The organism is Maribacter flavus (genome assembly GCF_008386635.1).
GTDB classification, from domain to species: domain Bacteria; phylum Bacteroidota; class Bacteroidia; order Flavobacteriales; family Flavobacteriaceae; genus Maribacter; species Maribacter flavus.
On the sequence record NZ_VUOE01000001.1, the window covers coordinates 2082283 to 2104533 of the forward strand.

The 22251-nt window shown below is 42.7% G+C and carries 19 protein-coding genes; 10 read left to right on the forward strand and 9 right to left on the reverse strand.

Annotation, left to right across the window (positions count from 1 at the left end):
* Nucleotides 1-27 precede the first annotated feature (27 nt).
* The 7 genes from F0361_RS08980 to F0361_RS09010 all read left to right on the forward strand — a co-directional run bounded on the left by F0361_RS08980 (nt 28) and on the right by F0361_RS09010 (nt 7809).
* Nucleotides 28-756 (forward strand): type III pantothenate kinase, encoded by a 729-nt coding sequence (locus tag F0361_RS08980; protein WP_154918104.1) that lies wholly within the window; start codon nt 28-30, stop codon nt 754-756.
* Nucleotides 757-2043 (forward strand): porin family protein, encoded by a 1287-nt coding sequence (locus F0361_RS08985; RefSeq protein ID WP_154918105.1) that lies wholly within the window; start codon nt 757-759, stop codon nt 2041-2043.
* Between the two features lie 39 nt (nt 2044-2082).
* Nucleotides 2083-3453 carry a tetratricopeptide repeat protein gene (locus F0361_RS08990; protein ID WP_138257082.1) on the forward strand — a complete coding sequence of 457 codons (1371 nt, stop codon included), beginning with the start codon at nt 2083-2085 and terminating at the stop codon, nt 3451-3453.
* A gap of 1 nt (nt 3454) precedes the next feature.
* Nucleotides 3455-4060, forward strand: coding sequence for an LPS export ABC transporter periplasmic protein LptC (lptC, locus tag F0361_RS08995; protein ID WP_246160847.1), 606 nt, complete (start codon nt 3455-3457; stop codon nt 4058-4060).
* Nucleotides 4053-4256, forward strand: a complete 204-nt coding sequence (locus tag F0361_RS09000; protein ID WP_154918106.1) for a hypothetical protein — start codon at nt 4053-4055, stop codon at nt 4254-4256. Before lptC ends, F0361_RS09000 begins: the two co-directional genes overlap by 8 nt.
* A gap of 2 nt (nt 4257-4258) precedes the next feature.
* The gene (locus tag F0361_RS09005) at nt 4259-5545 is read left to right on the forward strand and encodes a hemolysin family protein (protein WP_154918107.1); all 1287 of its coding nucleotides are present in this window, start codon (nt 4259-4261) and stop codon (nt 5543-5545) included.
* Between the two features lie 143 nt (nt 5546-5688).
* Nucleotides 5689-7809 carry a peptidylprolyl isomerase gene (locus F0361_RS09010; RefSeq protein WP_154918108.1) on the forward strand — a complete coding sequence of 707 codons (2121 nt, stop codon included), beginning with the start codon at nt 5689-5691 and terminating at the stop codon, nt 7807-7809.
* 47 nt (nt 7810-7856) lie between these two features.
* On the opposite strand, the gene F0361_RS09015 is transcribed toward F0361_RS09010, so the two are convergent.
* Nucleotides 7857-8762 (reverse strand): GYDIA family GHMP kinase, encoded by a 906-nt coding sequence (locus F0361_RS09015; protein ID WP_154918109.1) that lies wholly within the window; start codon nt 8760-8762, stop codon nt 7857-7859.
* On the reverse strand, nt 8763-10079 hold the full coding sequence (locus F0361_RS09020; RefSeq protein ID WP_154918110.1) for a hydroxymethylglutaryl-CoA reductase, degradative: 1317 nt from the start codon (nt 10077-10079) through the stop codon (nt 8763-8765).
* 207 nt (nt 10080-10286) lie between these two features.
* On the opposite strand from F0361_RS09020, the gene F0361_RS09025 reads away from it, so the two are divergent.
* Together F0361_RS09025 and F0361_RS09030 are read left to right on the forward strand one after the other, a co-directional pair.
* A complete protein-coding gene (locus F0361_RS09025; protein ID WP_154918111.1) occupies nt 10287-12452 on the forward strand; it encodes a S9 family peptidase in 2166 nt (721 codons plus the stop codon).
* Nucleotides 12453-12478: 26 nt separating this feature from the next.
* Nucleotides 12479-13978, forward strand: a complete 1500-nt coding sequence (locus F0361_RS09030) for a peptide MFS transporter (protein WP_154918112.1) — start codon at nt 12479-12481, stop codon at nt 13976-13978.
* Between the two features lie 2 nt (nt 13979-13980).
* On the opposite strand, the gene F0361_RS09035 is transcribed toward F0361_RS09030, so the two are convergent.
* From F0361_RS09035 to surE, 5 genes are all read right to left on the reverse strand, one after another.
* The gene (locus tag F0361_RS09035; RefSeq protein WP_154918113.1) at nt 13981-15999 is read right to left on the reverse strand and encodes a ComEC/Rec2 family competence protein; all 2019 of its coding nucleotides are present in this window, start codon (nt 15997-15999) and stop codon (nt 13981-13983) included.
* 1 nt (nt 16000) lies between these two features.
* Entirely contained in the window at nt 16001-16576 is a 576-nt protein-coding gene (locus F0361_RS09040; protein ID WP_154918114.1) for a C40 family peptidase, read from the reverse strand.
* 69 nt (nt 16577-16645) lie between these two features.
* Nucleotides 16646-17764 carry a lipid-A-disaccharide synthase gene (gene lpxB / locus F0361_RS09045; RefSeq protein ID WP_154918115.1) on the reverse strand — a complete coding sequence of 373 codons (1119 nt, stop codon included), beginning with the start codon at nt 17762-17764 and terminating at the stop codon, nt 16646-16648.
* 1 nt (nt 17765) lies between these two features.
* Nucleotides 17766-18050 carry a hypothetical protein gene (locus F0361_RS09050; protein WP_154918116.1) on the reverse strand — a complete coding sequence of 95 codons (285 nt, stop codon included), beginning with the start codon at nt 18048-18050 and terminating at the stop codon, nt 17766-17768.
* On the reverse strand, nt 18047-18823 hold the full coding sequence (surE, locus tag F0361_RS09055; protein WP_154918546.1) for a 5'/3'-nucleotidase SurE: 777 nt from the start codon (nt 18821-18823) through the stop codon (nt 18047-18049). Before surE ends, F0361_RS09050 begins: the two co-directional genes overlap by 4 nt.
* A 189-nt stretch (nt 18824-19012) precedes the next feature.
* Here surE and F0361_RS09060 point away from each other — a divergent pair, with 189 nt between their 5' ends.
* Nucleotides 19013-21157 (forward strand): carboxy terminal-processing peptidase, encoded by a 2145-nt coding sequence (locus F0361_RS09060; RefSeq protein WP_154918117.1) that lies wholly within the window; start codon nt 19013-19015, stop codon nt 21155-21157.
* A 47-nt stretch (nt 21158-21204) separates the two neighbouring features.
* Here the strand turns inward: F0361_RS09060 and msrA are convergent, their stop codons facing one another.
* Together msrA and msrB are read right to left on the reverse strand one after the other, a co-directional pair.
* Nucleotides 21205-21744, reverse strand: a complete 540-nt coding sequence (msrA, locus tag F0361_RS09065; RefSeq protein WP_154918119.1) for a peptide-methionine (S)-S-oxide reductase MsrA — start codon at nt 21742-21744, stop codon at nt 21205-21207.
* Nucleotides 21737-22198: a peptide-methionine (R)-S-oxide reductase MsrB gene (gene msrB / locus F0361_RS09070; RefSeq protein WP_138257096.1), complete on the reverse strand. Its 462-nt coding sequence runs from the start codon at nt 22196-22198 to the stop codon at nt 21737-21739. Before msrB ends, msrA begins: the two co-directional genes overlap by 8 nt.
* Nucleotides 22199-22251: the final 53 nt, after the last annotated feature.

Sequence of the window (22251 nt, forward strand, 5' to 3'; positions counted from 1 at the left end):
GCAAAAGCCATTCTATAACTTTACACCATGAATCTAGTCGTTGACATAGGGAATACCTTCGTGAAATTTGCCGTATTTGACAAAAATACCTTGATTTTTGACGAACGGTTTAAACTGGAGGAGTTTACGGACAGGGTCAAAAAACTTTTTAAGCGTTACCCGGGCATAGAAAGGGCCATCTATGCATCCGTAGGTGCCACCGATAAAACCTACCTTACCGTTCTGACCTTGTTCTGTAAGGTACATGTGCTGTCCCTTGAATCCAAAGTCCCATTTAAAAACAGTTACGCCACGCCCCAAACTTTGGGAATCGATAGAATTGCCCTGGCAACGGCCGCTTATTATCATGCGCCCCATAAGAACACCCTGGTGATAGATGCCGGTACCTGTATCACCTATGATATGGTGAACGATTTTGATGAATACCTTGGAGGGGCCATTTCCCCCGGACTGGAAATGCGCTACAAGGCCATGCACCAACAGACGTCGGCATTGCCGCTGCTTCCCGTGGAGGCACCCCTGGATTTAATAGGAAATACCACCAACAGCAGTATGCACAGTGGTGTCGTCAATGGTATTTGTGCCGAATTGGACGGAATAATCGATCAATATGCAACCCGTTTTAAAGATTTAACAGTTATTTTAACAGGGGGTGATAGTCATTTTTTGTCTAAAAGACTAAAAAATACCATCTTTGCGGATTCCAAATTCCTGCTAAAGGGACTTAATTATTTGCTGGAATACAATAAGCACTAGATGATCAAGAAAATTGTAATTGCAATAGTGTGCATGGCCTCCGCGGGCATGTATGCTCAAAATGGTACGGTTTCTCCCTATTCGTTTTTCGGTATTGGTGACTTAAGGACTTCGGCAACTGTTGAAAACCAAATGATGGGTCACATTGGGGTCTATGCGGATAGTATTCATCTAAATTTACAGAACCCTGCGGCCTATGGAGAATTAGGTCTGGACGTAATGGATAAAGTGGGTCTGGTGACGTATACGGCCGGGATTTCCAACAAACAGGTGCGGCTCAAAAGTTTTGAGGAAGAACAGAGTAGCTCCCTGACCACGTTGGACTATTTATCGTTAGGTTTTAGTCTGGGAAAAGGTTTTGGAATGGGATTTGGGATTATGCCCTATTCTTCGGTTGGCTATAATTTTGTGGATGCAACTCCCAGCAGTGGTCAAGCATTGACAAACATCTTCAGCGGGGAAGGGGATTTAACTAAGGTGTATTATTCCGTGGGCTATCAAATTATAAAGGATCTTAGCCTGGGTGTGACCATAAACTATAATTATGGCACTTTGTCCAATGAAAGGCTCCAACAAATCGAGGATGTGCAGTTTGGTACTTTTGATAGAAGGTCCTCCCAAATAAACGGGTTTGATTTTAATTATGCCCTCTTGTATACCCCACAGATCAATGAGAATCATACCTTACATACTTCCGTTAGGGTAAATACCCAAGGAAATTTGGTTTCAAGGAACAATAGGAATATCGGTTCGTTCTCAGTCGCCAGCGGCACCAATATCGAGAACTTAGAGGTTGATCTGGAGGCAATCAACCTCAGAAATACGGAGTTTAAGATTCCTACTACCACTACTTTAGGGTTGGGTTATGGAATGGATTTTAAATGGTTTTTAGGTGCAGAATATAGTTTTCAGGGGTTGGGTTCCTTTGAAAATCCTTTTTTAGGAACTAATAATATAGAATACAACGACGCCAGTTCCTTGGCCTTGGGTGGTTTTATAACACCTGATGCAAGGTCTTTTGATAGCTACTTAAAAAGAATTACCTATCGAGCAGGCGTGCGTTTGGACAAGACCGGAATGGTGGTCAACGATGTGGACATAAATAATTTTGGCATAACTTTTGGATTAGGGTTACCATTGGGACGAAGTTTCTCCAATCTCAATGTTGGTTTTGAGCTGGGCAGAAGGGGAACCACCAGGGCGAATTTGATAGAGGAGAGTTACTTTAAGGTCAATGTAGGCCTATCTTTAAACGATCGATGGTTCCAAAAACGAAAGATTAATTGATAAATTTTTAGTACATTAACCACTTTTAAAATTAGAACGATGAAAACTAAACTTTACTTCGCGGCAATTGTGTTCCTTGGGATGATGGGAGTAAGTAATGCACAGGCGCAAAACCCTGAATGTATGACGAACCTGTCTATATTTTCAGAGCATGCAAAAGTTAAAAATTATGATGCGGCTTATGAGCCATGGAAAAAGACATATGAGACCTGTCCTCAGTTGAACAATGCGATCTATGTCTATGGTGAGCGCATCCTGAACGATAAAATTGAAAAATCTACCGGAGCTGAAAAGGAAGGGTATATCAATGAGCTTATGGGGCTTTATGACAACAAGCTTGTCCACTTTTCCTCAAAGACCAGTCCTGGAGAAACTATGGTGGATAAGGCAATGGTAATGTATGATAACAAAATGGCCGACGATTCCAAAATGTACAGCATGTTGTCTGAAGCTTTCAGCAAGGATAGGGAGAATTTCACCAACCCAAAAGCTTTGTATCTATACTTCTCAAGTTTAGTGGATTTGCACGAAGCAGGTAAAAAGGAACTTCAAGAGGTTTTTGACGTATATGATGACGTAACTGCAAAAATCGATGAGGAGAACGAAAAGCTTACGGATAACATTGCTAAGTTACTTCCAAAGGAAGAGGCCGGTACGTTGACCTCAAAGGAGCAAAGGTCTCTTAAAGTTTACAATTCCTACTCAGAAAACTACGGTAAAATTGCCGGGAGCATCGATTCTAAATTAGGAAAATTGGCAGATTGTGAAAACCTAATTCCCCTATACGAAAAGAGTTTTGAGGAAAAGAAAGGTGACGTGAAGTGGGTAAAAGCTGCAGTGGGAAGAATGTATAATAAGGAATGTACGGAAGACCCGATGTTTAAAAAATTGGTGGAGGTACAAGCACAACTCGCACCATCAGCGGATACCTATGTATATTTAGGTTCCTTGAAAAAGTCAAGTGGCGATACCAATGGTGCTGTAGCGGATTACAACAAAGCATTGGAACTGGAAACGGATGCTAAAAAGAAGTCGAATATCGCTTACAAAATTGCGACTAGTTATACTAAATCAAGTAGATCCACTGCAAGAAGTTACGCCCAAAAGGCAATTGATGCCAATCCGGCGAACGGTAGGGCTTATTTGTTGATTGCAAGCTTGTATGCTGGTAGTGCCAACGAATGTGGGAACACCCCATTTGAAAAGCGTGCCATCTATTGGAAGGCAGCTGATATGGCAAGACAGGCCGGTAGGGTAGACCCTGCGTTAAGTGGAAGGGCCGGCCAGGCTGCGGCTAGTTACAACGCAAAAGCACCAACCAAGGAGATGATTTTCAGTGCCGGCATGGCAGGACAATCGGTATCTTTCTCTTGTTGGGTAGGAGGAAGTGTAAAGGTACCTTCATTATAAAATGACAATACATTTTGTAAATATATTCAAGGGCATTGCCATGGTTTCCATGGCAATGCTTTTTTTTTCCTGCAAGGATAATTACAAACGGGTTGGCGAAGAAGCCAAGAAGGAAATTTTTCCGCAGGGTGTCGCAAAGAATTTTGTGTTGACCTATACGGAAATTCCAGAAAACCTGAGTGCTGAGGATACAGGGAGTTCTAAGATATTGGCCGTAATTTCCGGGCCTCTTCGCAATGACTTTGACAATTTGAAATTTCCACACCAGACCTTTCCTGAAGGGGTTTTGGTGGAAATATTTAATGAGAGGAATGAAAGGACGACCATACAGGCCGATCAAGGTATTTATTTCACGGCAACGGACGTCATTGATCTTCAGGGAAACGTGGTGATCAAGGGCCATGATGGTAAAATGTTGGAAGCCCCACAGTTGTACTACGACCAAGAAAACGAGTGGGCTTTTACCCAGGAAAAGTTTAAGTTTACAAATCCGGAGGATGGTACTGTTATGGACGGCGAAGGGATGGACATAAAAAAGGACCTCACCTTCTTAAATGCCCATAAAACCTACGGTTTAATGTTGATTAAAGAAGAAAAGGATGATTAAGATTTTACGTTATACGGAATACCTATACGTTGTAGTAGCTGTTTTTTCGATATACAGGGTTTACACGGACTGGAACACCGATAGAAGTATGGCCTATATTTTCATTTTTTTTGCGATTGTTTCCATTGGGATGTTCTTGTTCCGAAGAAATTATCGCAAAAAATTCGAGCAGCGCGCAAAGGATAATCAAAAATAGCAGTGGATAGTAGTATTATTATTATTGTTCTTTCCCTACTTTTTTCAGCTTTTTTCTCTGGAATGGAAATCGCTTTTGTATCCGCGAACAAAATTCATATTGAAATAGAGAAAAAGCAGGCCGGGTTTCTCGCCAAGGTATTGACAAGGCTTACCAAAAGACCTTCCAAGTTTATCGCTACCATGCTAATTGGTAACAATATCGCCTTAGTGGTGTATGGTCTTTTTATGGGCGAAGTGCTTATGAATTGGTTTTTGGGTATGCATCCTGAAAATGAAATCGTTAGGGTCTTTTTGACGGATTTCAGTCTATTGACCCAAACCATCATCTCAACTTTGGTTATTTTGATTACGGCCGAGTTTCTCCCCAAAGTACTGTTTCAAATCTATGCGAACAGTTTATTGAAGTTACTTGCCATTCCTGCCTATCTGTTTTATTTGGCATTTAGTTTGGTATCGGATTTTGTCATCTATGTTTCGGATTTCATTTTGAAATATATCTTTCGTACCTCTGGAGACGAGGTCCAATTGGCATTTACCAAATTGGAACTGGGGGATTATATTACGGAACAAATGGAAACGGTTGAAGAGGCCGATGAGGTGGATTCCGAAATCCAAATTTTTCAAAATGCGTTGGAGTTTGCAGAGGTCAAGGCCCGTGAGGTCATGGTTCCCAGAACTGAAATTACCGCTGTGGAAATACATGAAACGCCTAAAAATCTTGCCAAGTTGTTTACGGAAACCGGCTATTCCAAAATATTGGTTTTCAAGGATACTATTGACAATGTCATAGGTTATGTACATTCCTATGAACTATTCAAAAAGCCCAAGACCATTAAGAGTATCCTGCTTCCAGTCGAATTTGTTCCAGAAACCATGCTCATTCAGGATATATTAAATGTGCTGATTAAAAAGAGGAAAAGTATAGCTGTTGTTTTGGACGAGTATGGAGGTACTTCCGGTCTAATGACCGTAGAGGACATTGTAGAGGAGCTTTTTGGGGAAATTGAGGACGAGCATGATACCACCGACCTGAAGGAGGAACAAATCGACGAACGAAACTATTTGTTCTCGGCTCGATTGGAAGTGGATTACATCAACGAAAACTACAAACTAGAACTGCCCATTGGTGATGAGTTTGAGACCTTGGGAGGTCTTTTGGTGCATCAAGTTGGGGAAATTCCTGAAAAGGATTCGGAAATAACTATCGATTATTTTAAGTTCATCGTTTTGGAGGTTTCAAACACCAAAATAGATTTGGTTTCCCTGGAACTTTTAAAGGAGGATTAACAGATTTACTCGGATATTCCAAGTGGTGGAAATCAAAATATTGGGAGCCGAAGCAACCATGTTTAACGTGCCATTTTAGTTTTTATTATTTCAATTAAAAATGGTAATTTCGCCAACTGATTTTAACTATTTGATTCGATAGGATGGCAGTTTTAGAAAACATTAGAAAGCGTACCACGGTATTGATACTGATTATAGGTCTGGCACTATTCGCCTTTGTGATTTCTGGGGTATTCACAAGTAGTAATTTTGGGGCCGGAGGTAAAATAGGTTCTTCCGTAGCCGAGATCAATGGGAAGGAAATATCCATAGACGAGTTCAGGCAGAAGGTGGAAACGGCTTCCCAAAGAATGGGACCAACGGTTTCTTCCATGCAGACCATGAACCAGGTCTGGGATCAAGAGGTAAGAAGGAGCATTTTGGAAGAGCAATTTGAGGATTTGGGAATCGGCATCGAGCAGGACCAAATCGTAGATTTTTTAAGAACTACCGGATACGCCCAAAATCCCGAGTTCCAGAACGAGAACGGGGTTTTTGACCCTAACAGGTTCCGCTCCACGGTATTGGATTGGAAGAACAACAACCCGGCCCAGTACGATTTTTGGTTACAGACCGAAAAGGAAATCGTTCAAATGGCAAAGGAGCAAACATACTTTGACCTTATCAAGGCAGGTGTGGGCGCTACTTTAAAGGAAGGGGAACTGGATTATAAATTGGCCAACGAGAAAATGGATATTCGGTATGTGAGGGTTCCGTATTCCTCAATTCCGGACAGTACTATAACGGTAACCAAGAGCGAGATTTCGGCCTATGTGAACGAACATAAGGATGATTTTAAACAGGACCCTGCCCGTGATATCCAATTTGTTTATTTTAGTGAAAAACCCTCGGATGAGGATGATTTGGCCGTGAAGGAAGCGATTACCAAGTTGTTGGATGACACGGTGGAGTACAATGCGCAGACCGATAGAAACGATACCATTGCTGGCTTTAGGAATACGCAGGATATGGAAGCTTTCCTTGATAGGAATTCCGATATCAAATTCGATACTATTTATAAAGCGAAAAAGAACCTACCTTCCAGTGTGGCCGATACCTTATTTGCTTTAAATGTGGGTGAGATTTACGGGCCTTACAAAGATGCCGGTTCCTATAAGGTTTCCAAAATGATGGGTAGAAGGCCCAATGGCTCCGTCAAGGCTAGCCATATTTTGATTGCCTATGAAGGTGCCACAAGAGCCAATCCAGAAGTTACCAGAACCAAGGAAGAGGCAGAAAAGGAAGCAACGCGTTTATTGGCAGAGGCAAAAAAATCTGGAGTGGTATTCGCTGAATTGGCTAGGGATAACTCTGATGGCCCATCTGCACCCAACGGTGGTGATTTGGGATATTTCCAACAAGGAACCATGGTGCCAGCTTTCAACGATTTTGCCTTTGGGAATGACGTTGGAACTATTGGGATGGTGGAGACCGATTTTGGTTTCCATGTTATAAAAGTCGATGATAAGGAAGATTTGGTTCAAATCGCCACCTTGTCCAGAGAGGTAACGGCATCCGAAGAAACGACCAATAAGTTGTTTACCGATGCTACCAAGTTTGAAATGGAAACAATTGCTGATGAAAGCGCATTCTCCGAAATAGCACAGAAAAGTGAGTATTTGGTTCGTCCCGTAAACAAAATAAAACAACTCGACGAGAATCTTCCAGGTTTGGGTGCCCAAAGAGCTATTGTTCAGTGGGCCTTTAATGAAGATACCGAAGTTGGTGACATCAAACGATTCAATATCAACGATGGTTATGCCATAGTACAATTAACGGGCATATACAAAGAAGGACTAATGAGTGCCGAGGATGCTTCGGCCACCGTACTTCCTATTATTAGAAAGGAAAGAAAAGCAGCGCAAATTATGGCCGCTAACCAAGGTAAGGACATGAATGCCATTGCTTCGGACAACAATACAACGGTTTCAACGGCAAGTGCCCTAACCGTAAAGTCGCCTACCATTCCTGGTGCGGGTAGCGAACCGGTAATCGTGGGTACTGCCTACGGAATGAAAGAAGGCGAAACTTCAGGTCTTTTGGAAGGGAACACAGGTATTTTTAAAATTGAGGTAACCAAGAAAACCGAGGCCCCTAAATTGGACAACTACGCTACATATGCGAATACCTTAAAGACCAATTCGGCCAATAGGGTGAATTCTGATGTGTACAATGCCCTAAAGGAGTCCTCTGAAATTGAGGATAAAAGAGCTACCTTTTATTAATAGTTCGTATCTATAAAATTGAAAGCCTTCCATTTGGAGGGCTTTTTTTATAATACCATGCTGGAATAGGGTAGTATGGTATCGTATCCCTTTTGACGGAAATATTGCATATCGTCCATAGTTCCGGTTGCCAAAATAAAATCCCCGCCCCAAGCTCCCAGGCTTTTGATACAGCCTTGATAGTCGGGAAAAAGTTGGTTTTTAATCGTTTCGACTTTTAAAGTTTTGGAAAGTAAATGCTCATGCCTATTTATTACAGTTTCAAATTTTCCAAGATCTTTAGCCGCTATAAGTTGAGTGGTAAGACCGTTTATTTGGGTAATAAGCTCATTTTTATCAATATTTAATTGACGATAAGCCTTAATAGCATCCCTGCTATTCTGTTTCTTGTTTAAATAAATAAAGAAAAGTCGGTTTTTAAAAACTGGGTCAAAATTTACCTTTTCTACTTTAGGATTGCCCCCAATTTTATGATAAACGATGGGAGTGTCGTTCTGGGCACACGCAATATCGTATCCACTGCCGCCAAAAGTAGCTTCCAGAAGTTTATAGGGATCCACTTGTGCCCATTGGGAAATGTTATTGATGAGGGTAGATGAGGATCCTAGGCCCCAATCTTTGGGGAAGGTCAATTTCGTGTCGACATAAACGCCATTGCAAGCATCCAAAAAGGAAGGATTCAAAGCTTTGGTTTCCCTTAAAATGGAGATTAATCTTTCGGCGAATTGTACGTCGGAGGTGGCGAGAAGGCTGAAATCTTTTAAGGATAGGTCCACAGTAAACCATGGGATGTTTTTGTCTGTCAGGCTTTGCCAGTTGATTTGGCCCGTAGTCGCGTTTTTTACGGATAAATATTGACCAAATTTGGTAGGTATTGCAAGTCCGTTTGCACCATCCAAAATGGCATACTCGCCCGTAAGCAACAATTTTCCGTTGCTGTAAAACTCGGTCATCTATTTTCGTAGGTTTTCAAGGGAATTCAAAACACCCCTATGGGTTACCGTATGGGTTTTGAAATGAGCTAAGATGGCTTCTTTTTCTTTGTCGGTCGCGTTATGTTGGTTCAGGATATTCATCAAATGCATTTTCATATGGCCTTTTTGAATCCCGGTGGTAACCAAGGAGCTTACCGCCGCAAAGTTCTGTGCAAGACCCGCCACGGCCATGATCTGCATTAACTCTACAGCCGAAGGTTGCTGTAGTATCTCCAGATTGAGTTTCACCAAGGGATGCAGCTTTGTGAGTCCGCCAACAGTGCCTACCGCAAGCGGAATCTCTATCCAGAAAGAGAATAGGTCACCCTCGATCTTGGCATGCGTCAAGCTGCTGTAAGTTCCGTCCTTGGCGGCATAGGCATGTGCGCCGGCCTCAATGGCCCTAAAATCGTTTCCCGTGGCCAATACAACGGCATCGATTCCATTCATGATACCCTTATTATGGGTTACGGCCCTGTACGGCTCAACTTTGGCAATTTCCACGGCACGCACCATTTTTTCGGCGAAATCCCTGGGCGATATATCCTGGGTAAGGTTCAATTGGTCAATGGGACAACGCACTTCGGCCTTTACCAGGCAATTGGGCACATAATTGGACAAAATACTCATTACAACCTCCAACTGTTTTTCCTGCTCCGAAAAATAGGGATGTGCCAAAGCCTCTTTTTTAAGTGTTTCGGCAAACTGTTCCAAACAGCTATTGATAAAGTTCGCGCCCATGGCATCCTGGGTCTCAAACGTACAATGCAGTTGATAGTAATTTGGGAGCTCACTAGTTTTGTCCTTTAGAACAATGTCTTTGATTCCGCCTCCTCGCTTTTGCATGCTCTGGGTCAAATGTTCTGCTTCGGACAACAACGTTGTTTTTATATTTTTGAAGAAATCCAATAGTTTGGACGTGCTCCCATGGTACATGAAATGTACCTGGCCCACTTTTTCCGTACCCAAGACGGTTGTCCTAAAACCTCCTCGGCCTTCCCAAAATTTGGCCGCCTTACTGGCGGCGGCAACTACGGAACTTTCCTCAATGGCCATGGGAATGGCGTAAAGCCTATCGTTGATCAGGAAATTTGGGGCAATGCCCATCGGCATATAAAAATTACTGATGGTATTTTCTATAAACTCGTCATGGAGTTGCTGCAACCGTGAATCCGAATTCCAGTAGGATTCTAGGATTTTTTTTAATTCCTGGGGATTTTGGGTATAGTTGGCGGCAATCCATTCGATTTTTTCTGATTTGGATAGCTTGGAAAAACCTGCAATGGGCTTCTTCATTCTCTAGAGTTTCTTGGGTAAATCGGGTAACTTTTTTAGTTTAAACCAGGCCGTGAAACGGTAGTTTCTAGGGTAAAGATAATCATAATGGACCTAATGCAAACCAACGTGAAAGCATCGTTAAAAATCAGGTCTTTTTGAATGGATTCCGAGGTTTTTTAGAGAATTAGTGGTAAACTTGGAGAATTTAACAAATTTCATCATTTCATGCGAAAATTTTACTTGCTGGTACTTTTCTTGATCGGTTTTCAATCGGTAGTTATCGCCCAACAAAAAAAAATCACGGTAGCCGAAATTTACTCCGGGGCCTTTAGTACCCAAGGCCTTGATGTGCTTCGCTCCATGAACAATGGCAGACAATATACCGTGCTGAACTTTGACCCTGCCAGAAAGGTTTCTACAATAGACAAATACGATTATAAAACCTTGGAAAAAGTTGAAACCATCGTTTCCTCGGATGCTTTGGAAGGTGTCCCCTACTTTTCATCCTATGAATTCAGCAATGACGAGTCAAAGGTGTTATTGGCCACGGAAGTGGAATCGATTTTTAGAAGGTCCACATTGGGGGTTTTCTATGTCCTTGATATCAAAACCAAGGAGCTGGTAAAGATCGATGAAATGAAAATTCAGGAACCTGCCTTGTCGCCCAACGGTGAAAAGGTGGCCTATGTTAGGGATAACAACCTGTATGTGATGGACCTGACGACAGGGAACACCCAACAAATTACCAAGGACGGCAAAAAGAATGAAATTATCAATGGTATAACGGATTGGGTCTATGAGGAGGAATTTGCCTTCGTGCGTGCCTTTGCATGGAACAGTAACGGGACCAAGATCGCTTTTTTAAGGTTTGACGAGACCAAGGTGCCGGAATTTTCCATGGACCTATACGGTACAGAAAAATACCCTTCCCAAAACGTGTTCAAGTATCCAAAGGCCGGCGAGGACAATGCTATCGTGAGCCTTCATTTGTTGGATGTTGCCGGTGGAACAATTTCCGGGGTTGATCTAGGCAATCCTTATTATATCCCTCGAATAAAATGGATGAACAATCCCAATTATTTGAGTGTGCAGACCATTAACAGACATCAAAACGACCTGCGCTTGCATGAGGTGAACGCCAATACGAAAGCGGTTCGATTACTGTTACAGGAAACGGATGAGGCCTACGTCGATATTACGGACGACCTTACTTTTTTGGCCGATGACAGTTTTATTTGGACGAGCGAGAAGGACGGTTGGAACCATATTTATTTGTACAATTCTAATGGGGAACTGATGAACCAAATCACCAAAGGCCAATGGGAAGTTACCCGTTACTATGGCTACGACCAAAACGAGGACAAGGTATATTATCAATCCACCGAAAATGGAGCTATAAACAGGGGCGTTTACAGTGTGGAGAGCGATGGGAAAAATAAGCGGGATTTGGCCATTGCCGAAGGGACCAATAGCGCATCCTTTAGTGCCGACTTCAGTTACTTCATCAACACGTTTTCCAACGCTACCACACCTCCCGTCTACACCCTGCACAAGGCCTTAACGGGTAAAAAACTTAAGGACATTAAGGATAATACCGCGCTTTTGGAAAAGATGGAAGGCTATGTTTTGAATCCAAGGGAGTTTTCCACCATCAATATCAATGGTAACGATTTGAATACGTACATCATCAAGCCGCAGGATTTTGATGCCTCCAAAAAATATCCCTTGTTGATGTACCAATATAGCGGTCCCGGCTCCCAAAGTGTGAGCAATACATGGTATAGTGCCAGGGATTATTGGCATCAGGTGCTGGTTGCAGAAGGTTATATCGTTGCCTGTGTGGACGGCCGTGGTACTGGATACAAGGGAAGGGATTTTAAAAAGACCACGTATTTGAATTTGGTAAAGTACGAGACCGAAGATCAGATTGCTGCAGCCAAAAAATTAAGTGAAAAGCCGTATATCGATGCAGCAAGAACGGGTATTTGGGGGTGGAGTTTTGGCGGACACATGGCAACCAATTCCCTGCTTAAGGGAAATGACACCTTTGAAATGGCCATTGCCGTTGCACCGGTGACTTCATGGCGTTTCTATGACACCATCTATACAGAGCGTTTTATGAGGACCCCAGAGGAAAACCCTAGTGGATATGACGATAACTCGCCCTTTAATTATCCTGAACTTTTAAAAGGGGATTTCTTATTGATACATGGTTCAGGCGATGACAACGTTCATGTGCAGAATACCATGCGGATGATAGAAGCGCTGGTGCAGGCCAACAAACAATTTGAATGGGCGATTTATCCAGATAAGAACCACGGTATTTATGGGGGTAATACCAGAATACATTTATTCAACAAGATGACCAATTTTGTAAAGGAACATTTATAATCAACCTATAAACCAAACCAAGAACTATGGATATTACTTCAAAACCCAGCAAGGATAGCTTCAAACATCCAAAAGGATTGTATGTGCTTTTTACCGCAGAAATGTGGGAACGTTTCAGCTATTATGGTATGCGTGCCATTTTGATACTTTTTATGACTACGGACGTAGCATATGAAGGTTTGGGGTTGACCACAGAAACTGCGGGCGCAGTATACGGCCTTTATACCGCATCTGTTTATTTGATGACCTTACCCGGTGGGTGGTTGGCCGATAACATTTTCGGGCAACGAAAAGCCGTTTTCTATGGCGGTGTCCTGATCATGATTGGCCATCTAATTTTGGCCATCCCAGGTTCTCCCATAATATTTTTTACGGGATTGGCCTTTGTAGCTTTGGGAACCGGGTTGTTGAAAGGAAATATCAGTACGTTGGTTGGGGAATTATACTCAAAGGACAGTGGTGCAAAAAGGGACGCAGGATTTTCCATATTCTATATGGGAATAAACTTGGGTTCTTTCTTAGGTCAGATTTTTGTGCCATTATTGGCAGAGTATAACTGGCATCTTGGCTTTGGACTTGCCGCTGTTGGTATGTTGTTTGGATTGATTGCCTTTAAGGTATACTCCCCAAAGTATTTGGCCGACATTGGCGTTGAACCCAAAGTCAAATCTGCAGGAGTAGAAAAAACATCCTCTAATACCTCAATATCCATTTTAATTATTGCGGTAGTCTTGATTTCCCTTTTTCTGTTGCAGTTCTTAGGTTATATTGATGTGACAACAGCTACGGGCATTGCACAGGCACTTGGTCTAATCATCGTTTTGATAACCATGGGTTACTTCATAAACATTTTGTTCAATGGGGGTTTGAACACTATCGAGAAGAAACAGGTGGGGGTTATTTTTATACTTTTTGTAGGGATAGCTATATTTTGGTCCGGTTTTGAACAGGCGGCTTCTTCTTTGAATTTGTTCGCTAGGGACTTTACCGACAGGTTTATAGGAGGTTGGGAAATGCCTGCGGGGATGTTGCAATCCGTTAATTCCGCCTTTATAATAATTTTTGCACCCATCATAGGGGCATTATGGGTAAAACTGGCAGCAAGGAATATAAATATAAGAACGCCCTTAAAGTTCGCTGTTGGACTTATTTTATTAGGTGCCGGTTTCTGGGTGATGGTTGGTGCCGCCAATGTTGCGGCAAGTGGTACCAAGGCTGGAATGTTCGCTTTGATTCTCACCTATTTTCTGCACTCCATTGGAGAGTTGACCATTAGTCCTGTTGGTCTGAGTGCAACAAGCAAGTTGTCCCCGGCCAAATACTTGGGCCAAATGATGGGAATTTGGTTTGTTGGGGCGGCCCTGGGCAATTTGATCGCCGGATTGATAGGCGGTAATTTTGATCCTGAAAATGTCCTTGAAATGCCGAATATTTTCTTGAACGTCGTTTGGGTTTCCGTTGGTGCGGGAATTATTTTCTTGGTAGCCGGACCCTTTATCAAAAAATGGATGGGTGATGTAAATTAAACCTATTCAATATCAAAAGCGTAATATCCCATTTCACCTGTGTAGTGGAATGGGATATCGTATTTTTCACAGGTCGCTTTCCAGGATTCGATAAAACTTGGGTAATTGCTTCCATCTGCAATGACTTCCATGGGATTGGTTTCCAAAATAACGCGTTCCAAGTTTATTTTGGGCGACGCCGTCAGTAGCATTATGGAACTGGAATTCAGTGGCAGATAAACGCCCAAGCTATCGATTATTTGTAAGGAAGTCCCATTGATAAGGTAGCTGTTTTTAATTGGAAGGTAGTCGGTTTGGGTTATGCGTTCTTGTACGCTGTAATTCGCTATCAAACTTTTTGCATTGGTAGTGTCCGTCGTGAACACATGCAGGTTTTTTCCATTCCTATCGAGTAACACCGAATTTTTTATCTGATGTAGCAGGAGGATTTCTTTAATGTTGTCCGATTTATATTCCTGATACATCGTGTATCCTTGGAACATCAAAAGGAAACCCAAGAACAACATAAGGTGTTTATAGTTTGTTTTGGAGAAAGCATATAGCAGGTAGCCGATAAGAAGGTATCCCAAGAGCAGTTGTACACTGTCAAAGGAAATGGATTTAAAAACAAAGGTTTCCTGATCGGCAATCCAGCCAACGATTCGGTTCATGAGACCAATAATCATATTGTAAACCGAAATCAATTGACTTGGGGCAATGTCCAAAAGCGACAGAAAAATGATACAGATTCCCATTCCCAATATGACCCCTAAAAAAGGGACGATCAATAAATTTGCGATAAAGAACAAGCCCGGAAACTGATGAAAGTAGAACAAGCTTATAGGCAATACTCCCAATTGGGCGGCGATACTTACCGACAATAATTGCCATAGATACCGCACAATCCTGTTCTTTGGATGCCACCAGCGCTGTAAAAGCGGATACATCCAAACAATGGCGAATACAGCCGCGTAGCTCATTTGAAAACCAACCTGGAACAGCAGGTTTGGATTAATGACCAATAATATAAAGAACATGGACAGGGCCAGAATGTTGAAACTGTTCGAGGGCCTGTTCAGGTACATGGCATAGGCCACAAACGTGAACATGGCGCATGCGCGTATGATGGAAGGTGAAAGCCCTGCAATAAACGCAAACGCCCAAAGAAATAAAACCGTAAGAAGCAGACTTATTTTTTTGCCGTGAGGGATGCTATGCATCGGTTTTAGAAGAAATTGAATGAGCAGTAACAAAATGCCCACATGAAGTCCGGAGACGGCCAAAATGTGTACGGCCCCGGCGTCCACATAGTTGGAGTATGTTTCCTCTGAAATATTGGCACGTTCGCCCAAAAGCAGTGCTTGGATAATCGAAAGTTGCTCGGTGCCAAAATTTTCCTTTTTCAGTTTTTGGATGATATCGCTTCGGATTTCTTGTGCATAACCTATCAAGGTCCTGGATGGATGAGGTAAGCTGACAAAGTCTTCATCCGAAAGCTTCAAGGAATGATACACGCCGTTTCGCTCCATGTACTTTTTAAAGTCGAACTGATGTGGATTTACGGGCGGATGCATTTCCAATATAGTTGACCGCACTACCAATTCTTGGTCTACCGTTAAGAGCTTTGAAGCACTGTCCAGTGGCTGATTTACCAGTAGTTGCCCTACGGATTTCTTATTGTCTACCGTCAAAACCGATGCTATGTAGTTCTGGGAATAGGCGTTCGGTTTTAAGGTCTCCCGTATTTTTAGATGAAGTTGCGAAGTATCGGTCGTGGCAATCTTACTAAAATGATGGTCGTAGTGAATCGGCTGGTATTGCACGTAGGAAAACATGCCGAGTAGTATGACGGATACCCCTGCCAAAATTTCGAATCTCGAACCTTTAATATCCTTTCGAATGAATAGATACCCCAAAATGGCAAAGCTTACCAACAAAATACCGAAGCAATATTCCAAGGGTAGGGGAAAGAAAAATCCAATAAGAATGCCTAGAATCAGCAGTAGCGTACCCTTGATCGGGACAAACGCCAACAATCTCATGTTATAAAATTCTGGTGGCCTTTACAAAGGCTTGGTTCCAAAAACCGTCCCGCAGTGAAGAAATGGTCACACCCCTAGAGGAGGATGCGTGGATGAATTTTATTTCGTCATTTTCAACGGTTACCACCATACCCACATGGTTGATCCGTTTGGAACCACGGGTAGTCTTGAAAAAAAGCAAATCACCTTTTTCAATATCCTTCACCCGGATTCTCGTACCTCTTTCGGCCATACGGCTTGAGGTTCTTGGCAGCTCCACATCATGTTCGCTGAAGGAAACATATAAAAGTCCGGAGCAGTCCATACCTTTTCGGGTGGTTCCGCCATATTTGTATCGCACACCGGAAAATGTCAATGCGGTATTGATGATATTATCGGCTTTGGAAGCATTACCCTTTGGAGTTTCAATAGGATAGTAAGCTTTTGGATTGTCCTCCTCTTTAATTTCGGTACCGTTTCTTCGGGCCTCATACGCCGCAGCAACGGATATGGTACGTTCGTTTGGGGTCGCCTTTTTTTTGGAACTGCCGCAACTGGCCAATAAAATAAGTAGCAATAAGGTGGAGAAGTAGCGCATGGATTTCAAGTAGCATCTTTTACTTGAACATCAAAATTAGAGAATTATTTTGTAACGGACTGGTTTGCACTAGGATTTGGCGTTCGCCACTATGGCCTGTGCGGCTTTCTTGCTGGCACCGATCCCGCCCAATTTTTGCTTAAGGTCTTTGTAATCCTTTAGGATTTCCTCCCGTTTTGTTCCGGTCAATATGGCCGATAATTCTTTTCTGAGTCTTACGGTATTTAAGTCGTTTTGAATCAATTCTGTAACGACTTCCTTGTTCATGATAAGGTTAACAAGGGAGATATATTTTAATGTGATAATCCTTTTTGCAATTTGGTAGGAAATCCAATTGGCTTTGTAGCAAACCACTTGGGGCACCCCAAAAAGCGCCGTTTCCAAGGTGGCCGTTCCACTGGTGACCAATGCAGCCGATGCTATGGAAAGCAGGTCGTAGGTACTGTTTTTTACCATTTTTAAATTGTTGCCTTCTAAAAAGGGTACGTAAAATTCGGGTTCCATACTGGGAGCGCCCGCGATTACGAATTCGTAGCCGGGAAAGTCCTTTGTAATGGACAGCATCACGGAAAGCATTTTTTGTACTTCCTGTTTTCGACTTCCCGGTAACAAAGCTATTACGGGTTTACCTTGATCGATATCAGAAGATTTTCTAAATTTTGCTTCGTCCAGTTCCGGCCGATCGGAAATGGCATCGATCAATGGGTGCCCAACAAAATTTACGGGATAGCCATGTTTTTTTTCGTAAAACTCCTTTTCAAAGGGAAGTATGACATGCATGGCATCGATATCCCTTTTTATTTTTTCGATCCTGCCTTCCCTTGAGGCCCAAATCTGTGGGGAAATATAGTAGTTGGTCCTGTAACCATGTTCCTTGGCCCATTTGGCAATCCGTAGGTTAAAACCAGAATAATCTATAAAAACGAGGATATTGGGCTGGAAACTTTCAATATCGGCTTTGCAAAAATTGATATTTTTAAAAATGGAACGTAGGTTCATCACTACCTCAAGAAAACCCATAAAGGCCATTTCCTTGTAATGCTTTACCAGGGTTCCGCCGGCCTGTTGCATTAAATCACCGCCCCAACAACGTACCTGCGCATCCGGATCTTCGGTTCTAATGGCCTTGATGAGGTTGGAACCGTGCAGGTCTCCGGAGGCCTCTCCCGCTATGATATAGTACCGCATGCTAGAAAACTTTGTAGTACAGGATTAACAAAGCGGTCAAAATAGTGGCAATAAGCACGCCCTTGGCGCGGTTGTCCCTCTTGATCCTTAAAAACCCGAAGAAGGCGATCAGGTTTAAAATCGCACCCAGGGCCAATAGACTGCCCACATGCCCCTGTGAAACGGCAGCCTGATATGTTTCTGATATGCTCAGGTCAGAAAATAAAACGATATAAGCCAAGGTTCCAAGGGTATTTGCTATGATACCGACTAAAAATCCAATGGTAAGCTCCTTTTTTATAATCATTTCAGATTCCAATTATTAATGTCCTGTATCGCATGGTGGGCCGTTAGGTCAAACTGTGTAGGAACCACGGAAATATAACCGTTGGCCAAGGCCCATTCGTCCGTATCCTCGCCTTTGTCCAAGAGTTCGAATTCGCCCGTCAACCAATAGTAGTCCTTGCCCATGGGGTTCGTTCTTTTGTCGAACTTTTCCTTCCAATTGGCTTTTGCCTGTCTACAGACCTTTATTCCCTTTATTTCCTTCTTTGGTAATTTGGGTATGTTCACATTGAGAACCACTCCCTTTGGAATACCGAACTTTAACGCCTCGCGTACAATTTTTTTAACGTACTTCTTCGAAGGGGCGAAGTCCGCCTCCCAATTATAGTCGCACAAGGAAAAACCTATGGCAGGCACCCCTTCTATTCCTGCCTCTATGGCGGCGCTCATGGTACCGGAATATATCACGTTTATGGAAGAATTGGACCCGTGGTTGATACCGCTGACGCAGATATCGGGTTTTCGTTCCAAAAGTTCCTGAAGGCCCAATTTGACGCAGTCCGCCGGTGTACCACTGCAACTATACTCCTCCGTACCCGTATGGCTAAGGTCCACTTGCATTTTTTTAGAATATAGGGTGCTGTCCAAGGTAATGGCATGCCCCATACCGGATTGTGGGCTGTCCGGAGCGACCACTACAACGTCCCCTATCTCCTTCATGCAGGAGACCAAAGCACGTAGCCCTGGGGCCGTTATTCCGTCATCATTGGTTACCAATATCAAAGGTTTTCCCATGGTGCATACTTTCCGGGTCAAAAATACGTTTTTAAATAGGATTTGCCGCTGGGCCCGTTTAACAAAAAATTAATTCCGAGTCCCCCAATTGGCATGGTTTTTTCTTTATCTTAGAGGATTTCGATGCAAAAGTTGTCCACATAATCTTCAAATTCAAAGGTTTTGAAAAATAGATTTAAAAATATTTTTATGAAAAGAAATTTAGCCTATGTTCTTATGGTAATGCTGGTGGCGGTAGCCTCCTGTAGTTTTACCAATAAGTCGTTTGAGAATGACGACAAGGACAAACTGTTATTAGATTTGATTACATACGTCCTTGAAAAAGGCCATTACGAGCCAAAGGACATCAATGATGATTTTTCCGTTAGTGTTTTTGAGGACTTCATCGATGTGCTGGATCCCACCAAACGTTATTTTTTGGCTTCGGACATAGCCGATTTTGAACAATATAAGTTTCAAATCGATGATCAAATCAAGAATACGGATATTTCCTTCTTCAATTTGGTGTATGAAAGGTTGATAAAAAGGATGGGCGATGCCAAGGAAATCTATAAAGAGGTGTTGCAGCAGCCATTCGATTATACCCAAAACGAAAGTATCAGTATCAAGTACGAGGATGAACCTTTTGCTTCCAACAAGGAAGAATTGAAGGAGCGTTGGAGGAAACAACTCAAATATGCAACTCTTGGAACATACGATTCCAAGATTTCACATGCCGAGAAGCCAGCCGACGAGGCAGCGGCCGATAACCATAATCACAGCGCACATACCCCCGAGCAGGCAGAAATCGAATCCAGAAAATCTACCGAGGCCACCTTGGACGAGTTTTTCGATTTTGTGGACGATTTGGAGCGCAAGGATTGGTTCGTGCAGTATATCAACACCATAGTGGACGAGTTCGACCCCCATACCTTTTATTTTGCACCGGACGACAAGGAGAAATTCGACATGAACATGTCCGGGAAATTTGAGGGAATCGGTGCCAGGCTTCAGAAGAAGCCGGAAGGGGCGAAAATTGTTGAAATTATTTCTGGTGGACCCGTTTGGAGGGACCAGCGTTTGGAGGTTGGTGATGAGATCATCAAAGTAGGACAGAACGGGGAAGAACCCATCAATATTGTTGGAATGCGCTTGGATGACGCCATTAAATTGATAAAGGGCCCACAGGGAACCGTAGTCGATCTAACGGTGAGAAAAGTGGATGGATCTTTAGAGGAAATATCCTTGACAAGGGACGTGGTTGAACTGGAGGAGTCTTATGCAAAATCTGCCAACATTATTCGAGGCGATCAGAAATTCGGGATTATCAATCTTCCCAAATTCTATGTGGACTTTGAGGATTATAACGAAAGAAATGCCGCTACGGATGTTGCCAAGGAAGTTGAGCGACTTAAGGAAGAAGGTGCAGAGGGGCTTATTTTGGACCTCAGGGATAACGGTGGCGGATCCTTAAAAACGGTGGTTGAAATGGCCGGCCTGTTTATAAAGGACGGACCCATTGTACAGGTAAGATCGGGCAACAAGCAAAAAGAAGTGTATGACGATAATGACGAGCGAATCCAGTGGGAAGGACCTTTGGTAATATTGGTCAACGAACTATCCGCATCAGCATCTGAAATATTGGCCGCCGCCATGCAGGATTATAAAAGGGGCATTGTCATAGGAAGCAAGCAAACTTTTGGAAAAGGAACCGTACAAAATGTAATTCCGTTGGACAATATCGTTCGGAGTAATGAGCACGGCGATTTGGGAGCCATTAAGTTGACCACCCAAAAGTTTTATAGGATCAATGGAGGCTCTACCCAGTTGGAAGGAGTAAAGAGTGACGTTGTGGTTCCGGATAAGTACAGTTACATCGACCTTGGGGAACGCGATCAGGCAAATCCTTTAAAATGGGATAAAATCACACCAGCTGATTATGAGGTTTGGAACGGATATTTGGATTATGAACAAACTGTGGCCAAGTCTAAAAAGCGAATGGCGAGCAATCCACAGATAAAATTGATAGAGGAGAATGCCAAATGGTTGAAATCCGAACAGGACGAAACCGAAATCTCCTTGAATTACGTGACGTACAAGGAAGAAAAGGAAAAAGACAAGGAGCAGTCCGATTACTTCAAGAATCTATCCGACTATGATTCGAAATTGACTTTCGAGTCCTTGAAGTACGAACAGGAACTCTTTACCCAGGATTCCGTATTACGGGAGAAAAGGGATAGATGGCATAAAAGCCTGGCGAAGGACGTTTACGTGGAAGAAGCGGTGAATGTTCTTGAGGATTTAAAAATGAACAATTTGAAAAATATCAAATTGGCGAGTAGCGCAAAAAATTAGGAAGCAAAATTTCTACTTACCAAAGGGCCCCTTAATTAGGGGCCTTTTTAGTTTACTTTATTGGCATTTAATTTTCTCAATTTTGCCAATTTTGGGTCGATTACAACTTGGCAATATGCTTGAGAGGGATTGTTTTTGTAGTAATCTTGATGATAGTCTTCGGCATCATAAAAAATACCCAATGGTGTCAATTCCGTAACAATGGGATTTTCATAAAGTCCGGCAACATCCATAAGCACATGCTCAGCAATCTTTTTCTGATCGTCATTGATATAATAGATAGCGGATCGGTATTGCGTTCCCACATCGGCGCCCTGCCTGTTCAGTGTTGTTGGGTCATGTGTTGTCATAAAGATGTGCAATATATCGTACAAGGTAATCATGGAATTATCGAAAGTTACACGGACCACCTCCGCATGACCGGTTAGACCGGAGCAGATTTCCCTGTAGGTGGGCTTGCCCGGTGCATTTCCTCCCGTATATCCAGATACTACGGATCGAACTCCCTTAATTTCTTGAAATATAGCTTCGGTACACCAAAAGCAACCTCCGCCTACGGTAATAGTTTCCAATTTAATGTCACCCATTATCGTTTTCCTTTGTCATTTTCATGGATTCCGAATTGATGCAATATCGTAGGCCGCTTGGTGGAGGACCATCTGGAAAAACATGTCCTAAATGTGCGTCGCAAGTGTTGCATAGTACTTCCACCCGGGTCATGCCAAAAGAAGTATCCTTACTATACTTGATTGCGTTTTCCTTTATGGGCTGTGTGAAACTTGGCCATCCCGTCCCAGATTCAAATTTGATGCTGGAATCGAATAGGGACGTTCCGCAGCAAATACATTCGTACTTTCCGGCATCGTGTACGCTACACAAGGCTCCGGAATGTGGGGCTTCCGTTCCTTTTTTTCGGGTAATCCTGAATTGTTCCGGTGTCAACAGTTCTTTCCATTCCTTCTCGGATTTTTCTACCCGATTATCCGGAACGGGATTTCCTTTTACTGAAAAATGAATTACATCTTTCCACGTAAGTGCCATAAGTGTCCTTTCTTTAGTAATTATTAGATGTTTTATAGGTCGGTCTAAACCTG